Genomic DNA, 16,016 nt, shown 5'->3' with positions numbered 1-16,016 from the left:
GAAGTTCCCGGTTCATTCGAGCCTCTCCGGTCGCTGTCGTCGCGCGCCAGCGTCGGGCCAACGTCCGCATCACCCGAGCCACGCGGCGATCCGAACGGCCGAGCCCGCTGAATGAGCTCGATGAGGTGGCCGGCCCGGTGCCCGGGCGCTGAGCTCTTCTTCCGCGCCGTCCATGGGGTAATCCCGGCCTACCGTCCAACGTCGAGGCGCCGCCCGTGAACCGGGCTGGCACGAGCGCCGCGCGCGGACAGCGCGGGGCGTCCCTTCCCGGCCGACGAGCCTGGGCGCTGGCGAGCAGAGCGGGTGCATGTGCGGTGCGGGCTCAGGCTCTCGCCTTCACCTTCGTGAGTCCGCTCGCATCCCGATTCCACGGAAGCTAGCGGGTGCCCGGCAGCCCAGCGTGACAGGCGGCGCGGCACGCTCCGGCATCGAACGTCGCGGCGGACCGCTGGGCGAGGACAGTCGGCACGGACTTTGATCGGGTCCTCCACGCGGCCTGCCACGCCGCGAGCACACCTCCACGGCGTTCGCGCGATTCGCGTGAATGCGAAGTAAAGCCAATGACGAGAATCATGAAACACGACACGCACCGCTACCTTCCGCGCTTGACCGCGGCGTCAGTCGCCGTGTCGAGCGTCATGGCCGTGCCTCCGGCGAGCGTCAGCGCTGACGAACCCGTCCATGTCTCCTCCGCTGCAGCAGGCCGGATCGCAGACATGGCGGATGCGCCGACATCCGAGCTGCCATCGTGGCTGACGCCTGGAGAGTGCGCATTCGGGGAATGCGCGAAGCCAGCGGGCAAGCTCACGAGCGATCGGCAGGAGAGCGCTTTCGACGGCTCTTTCGCCGCCCTGCTCGCAAGACTGGAGAAGAGCTGAATCTGGAGCCCACCGACACAAGGAAATTCGGTTTGTGCCGGGGCGTGAAGGCGGCTCACCTCGAGCCCTCGGAGCACGTCGCGCCATCATGGAACGCCCGCCCGATCGCTTCGTCCAGTTCGTCGTGAAGACCTCCAAGCTCTGCAACCTGCGGTGCAGGTACTGCTACGAGATGGAGGAGCTCGGGAACAAGGAGTCGATGCGCCTCGAGCAACTGCGACAGGTTTACCGCCACATCCGCGATTACTACACGACGATCGATGGGCGAGATGGGAGACGCACGGACGTCCGGTTCATCTGGCATGGCGGAGAGCCGCTGCTGATCGATCCGGCCTTCTACTGGAGCACGCTCTCTGATCAGGAGGCCGTGCTCGGCGATGTGCTGGGTAGGACGAACATCGTCCAGACCAACCTCACGGTGCTCGACGACGCGCGGCTTCGCCTCCTGCGAGACGGCTTCGACAGCGTAGGCGTCTCCATCGACGTGTTCGGGGGGCTTCGCGTGAACATCGCTGGCCGCGATCAGCAGGACCGCGTCCTGGAGCACATGGACGTACTCCGCCGTGAGGGGATCGCGTTCAGCTGCATCACGGTGCTCTCGAGGCGCAACGTGAAGCATGTAGACAAGATCTGCCGCTTCTTCGAGCAATCCCGTATTCCCTTTCGGCTACTCCCGCTGTTCGACGGCGCCACTGCAGAGCAGAATGCCAGCTTTGACCTCGACACCGGTGACATCCTGGGAGCCCTCTGCGCTGTCGCAGACCGCTGGCTGCAGAGCGACGGACACCTCCAGGTGGAGCCTGTGGACGAGGCCATCCGGGTGGTTGTCGACCACCTCGCTGGCGCACCGCCGAGGTACTTCGACAAGCGCGCCTGGACTCCCACGATCCTGGTGAATACGGATGGGGAGTGTTACAGCCTCGGCGACCCCTATGGGGATCCTGCCTTCAGCCTCGGCAACCTCTTCACGACCCCGCTCACGGCCATCATGGCCGGGGAGCGCATGGAGCGATCCTGCCGCGCCGCCGAGGAGCGGATGGATCTCAATTGCTCCCGGTGCAAGTACTTCGGAAGCTGCAGCGGGTATCCGATCGCCGAGGATCGCTCCAGCGGTCGCGAGATCCGTCAGGATGGCATCCAGGTCTGTGTCGTGGTGCGCGGGCTCCACGAGCACATCGAGCGGCGACTCCGGGAGGCCGCGATGGTCGGCGCGCACGGTCGGCTGCATCTCCCCGTTCAGACGGCGGCGACTGGTCTCGCCACCGTCTGAACGGGGAGATGCAGCCGCTTTCGCGAAGGAGGAGCTCGCCCCACACCAGCCCCACCCGAGGTCCCCGTGACGGACGTCGTGATCGTCCGCGTCGCCTCGACGCGGAGCGCGTTCCTGCTCGACGCGGCCCGGACGGGCGTCTATCCCTACCGCCATGGAACGCTCGCCGCGCGTGCTCCGGTGTGGACTCGCCCTGATCAGCTCGCTCGCCCTCGCCTGTGTGTCGGGTTGTGGGAGGGATGCCGAGCGCACCTCGCCGGAGCACACGCCCGGCGCTGCTCAGGAAGGAAAGGCCATGTCGTTCTACGACTTCACCATGAAGACCATCGACGGACAGGACCGCTCCCTCGGTGACTACCGAGGCAAGGTGCTGCTCGTGGTGAACACCGCATCGGAATGCGGCTATACGCCGCAGTACGCGGGGCTCGAGGAGCTCCATGACCGGCTCAAGGATCGCGGCTTCGCCGTCCTCGGCTTCCCGTCGAACGATTTCGGCGCGCAGGAGCCGGGGACCGACGCCGAGATCGCCGCCTTCTGCTCCACGAAGTTCGGCGTCAGCTTTCCCATGTTCTCGAAGATCCCGGTCAAGGGGGGCGGCAAGCACCCCCTCTATGCCTTCCTCACGCAAGCCGCGCCTGCCGGTGAGGTGAAGTGGAACTTCACCAAGTTCCTGATCGGCAAGGACGGGTCGGTGATCGCGCGGTTCGAGTCGTCCGTGGCGCCGGACGACCCGAAGCTCACGCAGGCGATCGACAAGGCGCTCGGCGGCTGAGCAAGGCGGCGCCCGAGCCACCGGTCAGGCGAGGCGGCCGTCAATTGCAGTCGAGGCACCTCCACTCGACCTGTCCAGACGCCGAGACCCCGAACCGCTGAGCGGTGTATTTCTCGATATCGATCAGGTACCCCGACGGCTGCGCGTTCCGCGTGCAGCACCCGCTGCAATCGGAGTCGGAGCACATGTCATACACCCGGGACACGCTGTGCATTCAGGGCTGAAGGCGCAGCCTTGCGGTGACGGGGAAGTGATCCGACGGATAGAGGCCGTCGCACAGTCGCCACGGAGTTTTCCTGCTCTTGCCGCCGACATTCACCGTCACTAACGTCTCGACTTCGCCAGCACACTCTCGCGCTCGACCATGCCGAGCGATGGACGAAACCAGGGGGTTCACCAATGATCGATTCACCACGCCTGCAGATGATCGACGGTCGCCACATTCCGCAGCTCGGGCTCGGGGTGTATCAATCGGCGCCCGGCGCAGAGACCGAGGGCGCCGTCCTCGAAGCGCTGCGCCTCGGCTATCGCCACGTCGACACCGCCCAGTACTATGCCAACGAGGCGGACGTCGGCAGCGCGTTGCGCAAGAGCGGCCTCGGGCGCGACGCGGTGTTCATCACGACGAAGATCGCAAATTTCAACCAGGGTCGTGACAAGACGCTGCGTTCGCTCGAGCGCTCGCTCAAGGAAGCCGCGCTCGACGCCTACGATCTCGTGCTCATTCACTTTCCCGTCACCGGCAAGCGCAGCGACACCTGGCGCGCGCTCGTCGACGCGCAGAAGCAAGGCCTCGCGAGGTCGATCGGCGTCAGCAACTACACCGTGCGGCACCTCGAGGAGCTCCTCGGCGAGAGCGCGGTGGTGCCGGCGATTAACCAGGTCGAGCTCAGCCCGTTCCTCGGGCAGGGCGAGCTGCGCGCGTTCTGCGCAAAGCACCGGATCCTCGTGCAGGCGTACAGCCCGCTCACGCAGGGCGTGAAGCTCGGGCACAGAGACATCGTCTCCGCGGCGACAAAGGCCGGGCGCACACCAGCGCAAGTGATGCTGCGCTGGGCCGTGCAGCACGGCTTGGTCGTTCTGCCGAAGTCGGTCACCCCCGCGCGTATCGCCGAGAACGGCGCGATCTTCGACTTCGCGCTCGACGCCGACACGATGCGCACGCTCGACGGGCTCGATGTCGGCTTCCGCGCGAGCTGGGACCCGACGGACGTCCCCTGATCCACGCCGTCAGCGAAAGGCGCTCAGCGGAAGGCCGCATGGGAGCATCGGCGCGCGCCCGCGAGCGCCGCTCACGCCGTGAGGGCGAGCGCGCGAGCGAGCTCGCGCAGCAGCGCGGCCCCGTCCCCCTCGTACGCCCGGCCATGCATGCAGGCGACCATGCGAGGGGACGTGGCGGCGAGCTTCTCGAGGAGCTGGGGCGCATCGCGGCCGTGTGCATAGTAATCCATCGACCGGCGCATGGCCTCGCTCGGCGCGAGGATGTCGTCACGCGTGAGCGCGGGGTGGTCGGCGCCGGGCTGCGTGAAGAGATCGCCGCAGAGCAGCGTGGCGGTGGACTCTTCGAACAGGTAGCCGCACTCCCAGCCGTGCGGCAGGTGGGGCGCGTCGAGCCAGCGCACCCGGCGCTCGCCCAGCTCGAGGACCTCGCCCTCCTGGAGCGCCCGTGGCGCGCGGTCGAACATGTCCGCGTCGACCATCGCGGCGATCCGCCCGCACACCGGCACCGCCTGGGGCGCGGCATCGAGTAGTTCGTTCATGGCGCCGCACTCGTCCGACTCGCAGTGGGAGAACGCCACGTAGCGCAGCCGCTCGACCGGCATCACCCGCGCTATCGCCGCGCGCACCGCCGGGAAGAGGCGGCGCGAGCCGGTGTGGAAGAGCAGCGGCGCGTCGTCGACAAGGAGGTACTGGTTGAACGAGAACCCAGCCTTGCCAGTCCCCACCGGGGTGTGGAGCTGGTAAATGCCATCAGCCACCTCGGTGACCCGAGCCTCCATCGACGAATCCGCCATCTGCTCCTCCTCTCACGCCGCGCCAGGCGCCGTTCCGCACCTGCCACCGATCGCGCCGCCGCGAGCCGGCTGCAAGCGCAGGAAAGCCTGACTGTCGGGAGGGGGAAAGAAAAGCGAAACAATTCGAGGCACCGGGGCCGGGTCGCCGCGCCCCCTCGCGGCGCGGATCGATGCGCGCCGCGAGCGCCCCTGTCCCAGGTTGGACGCTCCGCCGATGGTGCGCTCTCTCGACAATCTGTCGATGTGTCGACCCGGCCGCCGCTCACGCACACGTCTTCGGGCGGACCACCGCATAGACGAAATCGTGGAATCCAGCTGCCACGAACCCACCGCCGGGGAGCGATGTGATTCCATTGATCCGGCTCGGCGTGCCGACATCACCTTCGTACTCCCAGCGCAGCTCCCCGCCGGTGTCGACGGAGAGCAGCCATGTCCGCTGCGTTCCTCCGTCCGTTCCCCGCGTCGTCCCGCCGAGGTGCAAGAGCCCCGTGCTCGCCCGGTGGCTCGACATCCACAGAGCCCGGTGGCTCGACATCCACAGAGCCCGGTAGTTCGACCGTGACTTTGCCACAGCCCGCAATCATCGCGAGCGCGACGAGGGAACCCGCAGGGAAACCAGTGCGTCCCGAGTTGGTCTTCATGAAGCGCCTCCTGCGATCAGCGTGCACTACATTCAAGGATGGCGTGAACCTCGATGACATCGAGTTGTTCTGAGCCAAAGCGCCCGGCGGGCGATCACGCCGGGCGCACGAGCGGAGCGAGCTGCTCGTGGAGAGCTTCTATGCTGCTCGTGGAGAGCTTCTATGCGGCGTCGCGAGGGGGTGGCGCTCGGCGGGCCCGCCGGCGGCGCGCGCTGAGGAGCAGCGCGAGCCCGGCGGCGGCAGGCTGCCAGTTGGAGCCCGAGCCGGCCGCGCTGCAGCCGCTGCTGGAGGGCGGGGGCGTGGCGGGACTCACGTCGCTCGCGCCGGCGCTCCCCGCGCTCGTGACAGCTCCGCCGTTGCCGGTTCCGGCGCCCCCCTCGCCAGCATCAGCGCCTCCTGCACCAGCGTTGGCGCCACCATTGCCGGCGCCAGCGCCTCCTGCGCCGGGGCCGCCATTGCCCGTGTCTCCAGCGCCGGCGCCTCCCTCGCCTGCGCCGGCGCCGCCGTTGCCAGCGCCTCCTGCTCCAGCGCCACCACCTCCACCGCCAGAGACTCCTGCTCCAGCACCAGCGCCGCCATTGCCGTCGCCAGCGCCGCCATTGCCGTCGCCAGCGCCGCCCTCGCCACCGCCGTCGCCAGCGCCTCCTGCTCCAGCGCCACCACCTCCACCGCCAGAGACTCCTGCTCCAGCACCAGCGCCGCCATTGCCGTCGCCAGCGCCTCCCTCGCCGGCGCCGCCCTCGCCAGCGCCTCCTGCACCAGCGTTAGCGCCGCCATTGCCGGCGCTAGCGCTTCCCTCGCCACCGCCGGCGCCCCCCTCTCCAGCGCCGCACTCCGCGCTGCTCGATGGAGATCCGGCGCACGCCCCGGCGTCGCAGGAATCGTCGAGCGTGCACGCGTCGCCGTCGTCACACGGGACGCCGTGGGCAGGCGTGCACACCCCGTCCACCGTGCCCCCCGCCGCGATGGAGCAGGCGCTGCACACACCATCGCTGCACGCCGACGCACAGCACACGCCGTCCACGCAGATCCCGCTCGCGCATTGCGTGGCGGTCGAGCAGGGCGCGCCATTCATCAAGGGGTCACTGGCATACACGACGGCGCTGTCTGTGTTGAGGCCCTCGCGCGTCGACCAGAACCACGTGTACCCACCCGCAACGAGGACTCCGCCGTCATCGAGCGACGTGGCGGAGTGATAGCCTCGCGCAGCCGGGATGTTGCCGCCCGGCGACCACGCGTTGGTGCCCGGGTCGTAGAGCTGGACTCGATCGTAGGTGTCGTGGGCGTGCTCCAGATAGATCGAACTGCATATGGTCCCTCCCCAGGGGTACGCGTAGTAGATCGCCTCGATGCCTCCGCTGATCATGACCTGGCCGTCGGAGAGCCGCGCGGCCGCCTCACCGAGCACGCCGAGCCCGGCCACGTAGGTCCAGTCATCCCACGAGCCCGTCGCGGGCGTGTCGCCCCACTTGCCCGGCGCCGCGGTCCACGCATCCGCAGCAGGATCGTAGACCTCGGCGGCGCCGGCGAGGCCCGTGACGAGCACGCGTCCGTCGAGGAGCAGCGTCGCCGTCAGCCAGCGCATGGGGTCGAGCGGCGCCGCAGCCGACCAGGTCGCGGTCACCGGGTCGAAGATCTCGACGGCACCCGCGGCCGGCCCGGACGTGCCGCCCGTGACGAGCACGCGTCCATCGAGCAGCCGGGTGGCCTGGTGACCGGCGCGGACACCCTGCATGGGGGGTCCTGGGGCCCACGTGTCGGTCGCCGGGTCGTAGATCTCGGTGCTCTCCGTCGCCGTGGACCCGGCCCGTCCGCCGGCGAGGAGGACCCGCCCGTCGTCGAGCAGCGTGGCCGTGTGGCTCACCCTCGACATCGACGGCGGCGAGGCCGGAAGCCATGCATCGAGCGCGGGAGCGTAGATCTCGACGCCCGGACCCCCGGCCTCTCCGCCGATGACAAGCACCCTCCCGTCCGCGAGGCGTGTCGCGGTGTGAGCGCCGCGCACAGCAGCCATCGGCGCGGCCGCCAGGAACGCGCCCGTCGCGGGATCGTAGATCTCCGCGCTGCCAAGCGGCATCGTCGAGTACTTCGGATCGCAAATGATCCCCTCGTCCAGGCCCAGGAACCCCCCCGCGATGAGGACCCTGCCGTCGTCCAGCAAGGTCGCGGTGTGCTCGGCGCGCGGCGTGGTCATCCTCCCGGTCGCCACCCACAGCGGGTCCACGAGCACGGCCTCCTCCGGCGGGGCGTCGACCCAGAGCGAGAGCGTCGAGCCCGCGGCGTCGAGGCGCGTCGAGACCCTCCGGCCCCCGCGCGCGAAGGCCGACGGCGCCGTCACGGCGAGGCGCGCGACGCCGGCCTCGTCGGCGAGCTCGATCGCCGCGCCGCGCCGCCGCAGCGTCGCGCCCTGAACGGACCACGCGGCGACCGGCGCATCCGGCCGGAAGGTGCCCGGACGGAGGAGGAGCCACTCTTCGTATCCCCCGTGCGCCGCCGTCCAGAAGGAATACCCACCCTCGTGCGCATAGGCGACGGCATCTCCGCCGGCGATCTCCTGAGTGCCCACGAGCCGCCCGGCGCCGAGCGCCCTGCGCTCGCGGACGCGCACGTGAAAGCCGTCCGGCAGCTCGATCCGGATCTCATCGCTCCCGTGCTCGGGCAGGTGGACGACGAGCCCTCGCGCCGATGAGCCGCTGCCCGGCGCGGCCTCGCCGCGCGCCGTCGCCGCGGAATAGCCGTGCTCGCCGCGCGCCAGGGCGCCGTCGGCGGCGAGCACCAGCGCGGCATGGTCCGGGAAGAGGGCGCGCAGCTCGGCCTCGGCGGGGTCGAGTTCGTCCTGCATGCCGGTCGCGCAACCGGCGGAAAACACGGCGGCGAACGCCATGAGGCAGAGCCGGAGCGCGGTCGAGAGCCCCGCGCCGCGGCGGCGAGCCGGCGCGGCGCAGGGCCGCCGCAGCGCGTGCGCCGCGGGCTCGCGGGAGCGGAGCGAGCGCCGCGCACCGCCAGGTGACGGGCCGCCGGTGGGAGATGCAGACGGTCGCACGGCGGGCGTGGGATCATCGAAGCGATGCATACGGCTGCTTCGATGCGCCCGCTCGGCCGGCATTCACGCCGGGCACCGGCGAGGTTTCGACCGGGCCAACCTCGATCACGCCCGCCGGACGGGCACGGCACCTCGACGCTCCTGTGCATCGCGGCGGTTCGGATTGCAGGGGTACCGTCCAGCCTGCCAGGCGCGCCGTGGTCTGTGCTAGTGTCGCGCCGTGGTAAGGCGAGACGTCTGGGAGGAGATCTACCGCCGCTTCGACCCTGTCGAGCCCGTGAAGGACCCCGCCTGGCGCGCTCCGCGGCCGCATACGCCGGTCGACCGCATCGTGCGGCGTCTCGATCTACCATTCGCCGACCCGCGCATCCTCCTGGCGGGTACGGTCGGTACCGGCAAGTCGACAGAGCTGCTTCGCCTGAGGGAGGCGCGGGAGACCAAGGAGTTCGTCCTGCTGCTCGATCTGCACCGGCACTTCGCGTGGATGGGCGACGGCGAGGCGATTCAGCGCGTCGCGTCCTGGGAGGTCGTCTTCCTCGTGGGGCTCTCGGTGCTCGGCGCGGCGCGAGAGACATTGCCCTACCCTGTGCCGCAGCAGCACGTCGAAGATCTCAAGCAGGCATGGGAGAACGTCGCAGAGGCCACCGATACGCCGAAGACCACCGAGATCGACATGGGAAAGGTGGCTTCGGGCATGGTCACCGCCAGCTCGGTGCTCGTGCCGGCGCTCGGGTTGTCCGCAGGCGCGGCGGCCGGCGTGGCGGCGGGGATCGGTGCGACGAAGGCGATCGCAGAGGGCATTCGTCGCATGGTGCCTGTCGGGCGCAGCGGACGTACGCTGCCCGACCAGGACGAGGCCATGCAGACGCTGCTTGGAGCGGTCAACGTCCTCGTCGGCCACATGCAGCAGCACCACCGGCGCGTCTTGCTGCTCATCGATGGCCTCGATCGCATCCGCGACGAGGAGCGCGCGCTCACCCTCTTCCTGCGCTCGGAGCTGCTCAGCCAGATCGCCTGTCCGACCGTCATCTGTGCTCCCTTCGCGCTGCGGAGCGCGCCTGTAGGCGCGGCGATCCCGCGCTTCGATACGGTCGTGCTCGCGAATGAGCCCGTGCTGGACAAGGCCCATCCAGAGCGCCCGGGCCCAGGAGTCCCCTTCTTCGCGGAGATGTATCGCCGGAGGACACGGGATCTGCCCGCGCCCGGCGCGCTCGGCGAGGACTCGCTGGAGCGCCTCGCGTACGTATCCGGCGGTCGTGCACGGGACTTCATCAAGCTCGTACGTGGAGTGGCCGAGCGCGCCTGGACGGCGGACGTCACCACGGCGACGCCTGCGATCGTGGAGGACGCCGTGGACGAAGCGCGCCGCGACCGCGAGCGCGGGCTCGACGTCGGGCACCTCGGCGTGCTGCGCGCGGTGATGGCGGATCCCCAGCGGCAGCTTCCTGAAGACGCTCGCGCGCGACAGCTCCTCGATTGGGGGCACCTGCTCCCGTATCCCAACGAGTCCGAATGGTACTACCCGCATCCGCTGCTCACGCTGCACCTCCTGCGGGCGCCTGGCTCGATCGGCTGAGCCTGATCCTGCGCCTCGCGGGACGCGGCGTGATCGTGCTCATGGATCGGGCGCGCCCCGAGCGGCTGGGCGAGCTCATGCGCCACCTGGTGCGCGAGCATCCGGACGCCGAGGTGCTGACCGAGGCACCGGCGCTCGCGTCGCTGTCGGCGGGGAGCACCGTCGTCCTCTGCGCGCGCAGGGCCGACGCGGGATGGCTCAACCAGGAGCGGCCGGTGGTGCAGGAGCGGGGGCTGCGCCTCGTGCTGTTCAGCGACGAAGAGACGACGCTCCATCTTTCGCGATGTGCGGTCGACTTCTACGACTGGATCTCGCATCGCATCGACTGTCCCGAAGGACCGCCTGCCTTCGCCGTGCGGGCCCTGCAGCGCGCGGCGTGCAGGCGGGCGCCGGCCATCGGGTGGCTCGGCGGCGATCTCGAGGAGACCTTCGCACGGGCGCTGCCAGGCCGGAAGGTCGAGCGGGTCTCGGCCGCGCAGCCGTATGGCGCGCTGGTCGAGGCGATCAGGCCGAAGCCGAGGACGTGGGTCGCCGTGGAGGATATCGAGACGTCCGGCCGGCTGCGGCGCTCGCGCTGGGCTGCGGCGGAGGCCGGGCGCCGAGGGCGGCTCATGCTGATTGAGCCGGCGAATCGCCCTTCAGCGCTGCCGCGCGTGGATGCGCGCGCGCTCACCCTCGAAGACAGCGCGGCACGCCTGCGCGCAGCCGGGATCCAGCGATGCGTGTGGCTGGCGGCGCTGCTCGAGCTGGCACCGGGGGCGATCGACGACGCTGCGAGCCTGGCGCGCGCGGGGGTGTCGGAGGCGGATCTCTCGTCGATCGCGCTCCCGGGAGGCGATCCGGGCGATGCGCTCGCGCGCCTCGCGCAGCGGCACGGGCGAGAGAGCGCGGCTGCAGAGGAGCTTGAGGGCGAGGAGAAGGGCGCTGAGCCGAGCAAGCGCTTCCATCTGCCCGACTGGTCGGGGCGCATCGAGCTTGCGATCCAGAAAGGCGAGCCGGACGTGGCGGTTCACTGGGCCGCTGGCTGGGTGGAGGCGACGGCCGGCAGCGCGAGGGCTTTGGCGGCGCTGGCCCGTGTGCGCGTCCACCTGAGCGATCTCGGTGAGGCCCGCACACTGTTCGAGCGAGCTCGACGCGCTGTGAAAGGCGGCACCGATGAGGACACGCGCTTCGAGCTGTTGCGGGCAGAGGGGCTCATGTTGTCATCCGAAGGGCACACCGGCGGAGCGATACGGGTACTGCTTGATTCCCTGAAATTGGGGCGGCGGCTCGGGTGTCCGCTCCGGGAGCTGGATGAACTCTACGACGCCGCAGTGCGGGCCTTTATCGAAGCGGGACGCCTGAAGGACGCGCAACAGCTGCTCGATGAGTGGACAGGGCGGCTACGGCGCGCTTCCGTCGATGTACCGATCGAACTATTGGTGGCTCGGTCGACCGCAGGGCTCCTGCTGGCGCGCGGCGACACGCACGGCGCCTCTGAGCTCCTGGAATCGGTGCTCCAGCAGTTTCCCGATCACGACCACCCGAGCATGGCTGTGCTCGAGCAGAGCCTTGCTCAAGTATGGCTCGAGCAGCGACGCTTCCGTGACGCGGAGCGACTCCTGCGCAGCGCGATCGAGCGCCTTCAGCGCCTGGGTCGTCCGACCCTTTTCCTTCGTCACGAGCACGGCCGCGCGCTCTTGGAGCTGGGCCGCTTCCAAGAGGCCGAGCAGGAGCTCCGCAGGGCGCTCTCGGAGGTGCCGGAGACAAAGCTGGCAGCACCGATGCGCCACGAGCTCGCGCGCAGCATCCAGGCGCAGGGCCGGTTCGTCGAAGCCGAGGCGCTGCTCGACAAGACCTTGGCAGAGCTGCGGCGGCACGGCGCCGTGTACGGGGCGCAGTACGCTGCATCTCTCTACGAGATGGCGCGCATCCGTCGGCTCCGAGGCGACCTCGTAGCAGCCGAGGAACTGCTCCGTCAGGTGCTTCGCGTCGAGGAACGTGCCCTCGGTCGCGCGCACCCGGCGCTCCTCTCGACGCTCTCGGAGCTCGGTGGGACGCGGATTGAGCTCGGGAAACCGCACGAGGCGGAGCCGCTGCTTCGCCGCGCCATACGCCTGGCTGAGCAGAGGGGTGATGTAGCGGCCCTCGCAGCAGAGCTGGCGCAGCTCGCCCGTGCGCAGGCTGCCCAGGGGTTCGCCCACGCCCGCGATACAGCCCGCCGCGCCCTGCACGTGGTGAGCACAGCGGACCGCGAGCTCGCCCCGGCGCTCCTTCGTGAGCTCGAAGCGATCGCGGCGGGCACGCTGCCGCATACGCAGGCCCGCTCGCGTCCGAGCCGATAGTCCGTCCGCACGCGGGCGCCGTCTGAAGCTCAGGTCCGCGCAGCGGAGGCTCCGCGACGAGGCCAAGGCGCTGGATGCGAAACTCGTGGCCGGCTCCCGCGCCCGATCCTCTCGCTCCCGCGCCCGATCCTCTCGCTCCCGCGCCCGATCCTCTCGCTCCCGCGCCCGATCCTCTCGCTCCCGCGCCCGATCCTCTCGCCGGGCGGCTCGCAGCCGCCATCGCGCCGGGCGCCCTACACCGTCGTGCCCTCATCCGGCCCGTTCCGACCTGCCCGCGGCCGGCCTCCGCCGCGTGATAGAAGGGCCGCGTGCACTTCACTATCTCGCACGAGCTCGACGCGCCCCTCGACGCCGTGGAGCTCGCCGTGCTCTCGCCGGACCTCGGGCCTCGGCTTGCCACGCGGGTCGCCTCCCTCGAGAGCGTCGTGACGGTCGAGCACGCGCTCCGCGACGGCGAGCTGCTCCGCGTCCTGCGCTTCCAGGCGAGCGCGCCGCTGCCGATCTTCCGGAGCTACCCCGTGGCGAAGGACGCCATGTCCTGGGAGGAGCGCTCGACGTACCGCCTCTCGGACCACGCCTCCACATGGCAGGTCAGCCCGAAGGAGCAGTGGCGCAGCTACTTCCGCTCGGCGGGGACGTACCGGCTCGAGCGCCTGCCTCAGGGCCGCACCCGCCGCCGGGTCGATGGCGACATCCAGATCCGGCTGAACCTGCTCGGCCCGCTCGTCGAGCGCCTTGCCCTCGCCGAGGTCCAGCGGACGTACGACGCGGAAGCAGATACGCTCAGGGAGCTCATCCGCGCATGAACAACCTACCCCGCCCCCAAAGCCCCGCCCGCTCCCCGCGCCTTGCCCGGCTGGGGCGGCTCGCCAGCATCACGCACCCCGCCAGCATCGCTCGCCCCGCCGGCGTCGCCGCCGCGCTGCTCGGCCTGTGCGCGGGCCTCTGCGCGCTCGCCGGCGCGACCGCCGCGCACGCCGCGCCGGGCGACGGCCCCTCGCAGCCGCTCCCCGATCCCGGCAAGCCCGTCGCCAGCAGCGACGACACCTCGGCCATCGCGGTGAACCCCGCGAACCTCTCCTTCCTCCCAGGCACCGAGCTCCGGTGGACCTGGGTCCACACGGGCTCCGCCTCGCCGCTGCCCGCGCGTGGCCACTCGATCGCGCTCGGCGTGCCGCTCTGGTACGTGTCGACCGGCCTGCGGTTCGACTTCATCGACCCGCCCGACGCCGCGCCGGCGCCGTTCGACAGCCCGTCGCGCTGGGTCCGCTGGGGGCTCGCCCTCGACACAGGCCCCACCTTCGCCTTCGGCACGACGCTCGGCTGGGGCAGCTCCGACGCGCCCGCGCTCGACGGGTACTTCTCGCTCACGAGCGGCGTCACCCTCCGGCCCTCCACCTGGCTCTCGCTCTCGGCCGTCGCGCGCGACTGGAACCGCCCCGAGAACCGCCTCCGCGAGGCCATCGAGCGCAGCTACGACTTCGGCGTCGCCGTGCGGCCCGCGGGCGGCAGGCGCGCGCTCGAGATCGGGCTCGAGACCTCCTACGTCGAGAACAGCGACCCCGACGAGAGCGGCACCTGGACGCCCCGGGCGACCCTCGGCCTGCGCGTGCCCTACGTGGGCACGCTCCGGGGCGACGTGGCGCTGCGCGACCTCACGGCCGACGGCGGCCCGAAGATCGCCGCCATGGCCGGCCTCGACGTCAACGTCGACGAGCTGCAGGTCTCCGCCGGCGGCGTCTTCGGCAACGCCATCACGAAGAGCGGCACCGGCTTCTACGCCGGCGTCGCGCTCCGCAGCTTCTCCGAGCCGGGCGTCCGGCTGCCCGCGCGCGTCGTCCGCGTGCGCCTCGACTCGACCCCGGGCGTCCGCAGGCACACGCGGCTCCTCCAGCAGCTCTGGCGCCTCGCCGAGGACCCGGAGGTCTCCGGCGTCGCGCTCGTGCTCCGCGCGGAGCCCGCCAGCTCGCTCGCCCACGCCGAGGAGGTCTCCGACGCGATCCGCAACCTGAGGAGCCACGGCAAGAAGGTCCTCTGCCACCTCGAGGACGCCGGCGGGCGCTCGCTCCACGTGTGCTCGAGCGCCGACGCCATCGCCATGAACCCCGCGGGCGGGCTGCGCTTCGCCGGCATGTCGTCGAGCTACTTCTACTTCGGCGGCCTCCTGAAGAAGCTCGGCGTGCAGGCCGACATCGTCCGCATCGGCTCTCACAAGCTCGCCGCCGAGCAGTTCGCGCGCGAGAGCAGCACCCAGGTCGGCAAGGACGACCACCAGGCGCTGCTCGATCAGCTGAGCGGCGCCTTCCTCGCCGAGGTGAGCGCCGGGCGCCGCATCCCCGTCGAGGAGCTCAAGCGGCGGATCGCGCGCGGGCCGTTCCTCGCCCAGGAGGCGCGGCAGAGCGGCCTCGTCGACCAGCTCGCCTACGACGACGAGCTCGGCCGCGTCGTTGACGAGGTGATGGGGCGCGCCTCCCGCGTCGTCGACGACGACCCGGGCGACGAGGCGCCCGAGCGCTGGGGCCGCTCGCCCAAGGTCGCGCTCGTCTACCTCGACGGCGACATGATCGACGGCGAGAGCCGCTCGATCCCGTTCGTCGGCGTCAAGCTCGCCGGCTCGTACACCGTCGCGGGCGCGCTGCGGCGCGCGCGGGAAGACCGCAGCGTCCGCGCCGTCGTGCTCCGGGTCGAGACAGGCGGCGGCTCGACGCTCGCGGCGGACGTCATCCTGCGCGAGGCGATCCTCACCGCACGCGTGAAGCCGCTCATCGTCTCGATGGGCTCGTCGGCCGCGAGCGGCGGCTATTATGCGTCCGTCGCCGGCGCCCCGATCTTCGCGAGCCGCTCCTCGATCACCGGATCCATCGGCGTCTTCTACGGGAAGGCCGACGTCACGGGGCTCCTGCAGAAGCTCGGCGTGAGCATCGAGACGTTCCGCTCGTCGCCCCGCGCCGACGCCGAGTCGCTCTACAGGCCGTACACCGACGACGAGCGCGAGCAGCTCGGCGTCAAGGTGAAGCAGTTCTACGATCGGTTCGTCGCCCGCATCGTCGAGAACCGCCACATGAAGGCCGAGGAGGTCGACGCGCTCGGGCGCGGGCAGGTGTGGACCGGCGCCCAGGCCCTCGATCGCCGGCTCATCGATCGCCTCGGCGGGCTCCGGCAGGCGATCGATGAGGCGCGCCGGCTGGGCCAGCTGCCCGACGACGCGCCCATCCAGTCGCTCCCCGAGGAGGACACGTCGCTCCTCGGCTACGCGCTCAGCCTGGTCGGCTTCTCCGCGCAGGCCCAGGGCGAGCTGGCGAAAGCGACCATCCCGCCCGTGATGCTCGACGCCGCGCGCGCCCTCTCGCCGTTCTTCGTGTTCGGCGCGGACAGGCCGCTCGCGCGCAGCGAGTTCGCCGGCGAGATCTCGTTCGGCGTCCCGACGACGGCCCGCGAGGACGAGCCCGGAGGATCCGCGCCGCTCGCGTCGCCTGCGTCGAAGGAGCGCTGAGCCC

General features: G+C 70.8%; 12 protein-coding genes. 8 read left to right on the top strand and 4 right to left on the bottom strand.

Annotated elements, in window-relative coordinates; translation table 11 throughout:
• Window positions 1-572 precede the first annotated feature (572 nt).
• The 3 genes from WME97_RS44690 to WME97_RS44680 all read left to right on the top strand — a co-directional run bounded on the left by WME97_RS44690 (window position 573) and on the right by WME97_RS44680 (window position 2,920).
• Window positions 573-878, top strand: coding sequence for a hypothetical protein (locus WME97_RS44690; RefSeq protein ID WP_437547171.1), 306 nt, complete (start codon window positions 573-575; stop codon window positions 876-878).
• An 88-nt stretch (window positions 879-966) separates the two neighbouring features.
• The gene (locus WME97_RS44685; protein WP_437547169.1) at window positions 967-2,148 is read left to right on the top strand and encodes a radical SAM protein; all 1,182 of its coding nucleotides are present in this window, start codon (window positions 967-969) and stop codon (window positions 2,146-2,148) included.
• A 295-nt stretch (window positions 2,149-2,443) separates the two neighbouring features.
• Window positions 2,444-2,920, top strand: coding sequence for a glutathione peroxidase (locus tag WME97_RS44680; protein ID WP_437555618.1), 477 nt, complete (start codon window positions 2,444-2,446; stop codon window positions 2,918-2,920).
• 40 nt (window positions 2,921-2,960) lie between these two features.
• On the opposite strand, the gene WME97_RS44675 is transcribed toward WME97_RS44680, so the two are convergent.
• Entirely contained in the window at window positions 2,961-3,107 is a 147-nt protein-coding gene (locus WME97_RS44675) for a hypothetical protein (RefSeq protein WP_437547167.1), read from the bottom strand.
• Between the two features lie 212 nt (window positions 3,108-3,319).
• On the opposite strand from WME97_RS44675, the gene WME97_RS44670 reads away from it, so the two are divergent.
• The gene (locus WME97_RS44670) at window positions 3,320-4,141 is read left to right on the top strand and encodes an aldo/keto reductase (RefSeq protein WP_437547165.1); all 822 of its coding nucleotides are present in this window, start codon (window positions 3,320-3,322) and stop codon (window positions 4,139-4,141) included.
• A 71-nt stretch (window positions 4,142-4,212) separates the two neighbouring features.
• Here WME97_RS44670 and WME97_RS44665 read toward each other — a convergent pair whose 3' ends face one another.
• The 3 genes from WME97_RS44665 to WME97_RS44655 all read right to left on the bottom strand — a co-directional run bounded on the left by WME97_RS44665 (window position 4,213) and on the right by WME97_RS44655 (window position 8,418).
• Window positions 4,213-4,935: an MBL fold metallo-hydrolase gene (locus WME97_RS44665; RefSeq protein WP_437547163.1), complete on the bottom strand. Its 723-nt coding sequence runs from the start codon at window positions 4,933-4,935 to the stop codon at window positions 4,213-4,215.
• Between the two features lie 262 nt (window positions 4,936-5,197).
• Window positions 5,198-5,470 (bottom strand): hypothetical protein, encoded by a 273-nt coding sequence (locus tag WME97_RS44660; RefSeq protein ID WP_437547161.1) that lies wholly within the window; start codon window positions 5,468-5,470, stop codon window positions 5,198-5,200.
• 266 nt (window positions 5,471-5,736) lie between these two features.
• Window positions 5,737-8,418, bottom strand: coding sequence for a Kelch repeat-containing protein (locus WME97_RS44655; RefSeq protein WP_437547159.1), 2,682 nt, complete (start codon window positions 8,416-8,418; stop codon window positions 5,737-5,739).
• A 421-nt stretch (window positions 8,419-8,839) separates the two neighbouring features.
• Between WME97_RS44655 and WME97_RS44650 the strand changes: the two genes are divergently transcribed.
• The 4 genes from WME97_RS44650 (at window position 8,840) to sppA (ending at window position 16,012) form a co-directional block, all read left to right on the top strand.
• A complete protein-coding gene (locus WME97_RS44650; RefSeq protein WP_437547157.1) occupies window positions 8,840-10,195 on the top strand; it encodes a hypothetical protein in 1,356 nt (451 codons plus the stop codon).
• Window positions 10,132-12,519, top strand: a complete 2,388-nt coding sequence (locus tag WME97_RS44645) for a tetratricopeptide repeat protein (protein WP_437547155.1) — start codon at window positions 10,132-10,134, stop codon at window positions 12,517-12,519. Before WME97_RS44650 ends, WME97_RS44645 begins: the two co-directional genes overlap by 64 nt.
• Before the next feature lie 308 nt (window positions 12,520-12,827).
• Complete coding sequence (locus tag WME97_RS44640; RefSeq protein WP_272095963.1) at window positions 12,828-13,325, top strand: DUF2505 domain-containing protein; 498 nt, start codon at window positions 12,828-12,830, stop codon at window positions 13,323-13,325.
• Window positions 13,322-16,012 (top strand): signal peptide peptidase SppA, encoded by a 2,691-nt coding sequence (gene sppA / locus WME97_RS44635; RefSeq protein WP_437547153.1) that lies wholly within the window; start codon window positions 13,322-13,324, stop codon window positions 16,010-16,012. The genes WME97_RS44640 and sppA overlap by 4 nt, the downstream gene beginning before the upstream one ends.
• Window positions 16,013-16,016 lie beyond the last annotated feature (4 nt).

Source organism: Sorangium sp. So ce367 (assembly GCF_051520455.1).
Classification (GTDB): Bacteria; Myxococcota_A; Polyangia; order Polyangiales; family Polyangiaceae; genus Sorangium; species Sorangium cellulosum_B.
This window is presented reverse-complemented; position numbering and strand designations above follow the sequence as displayed.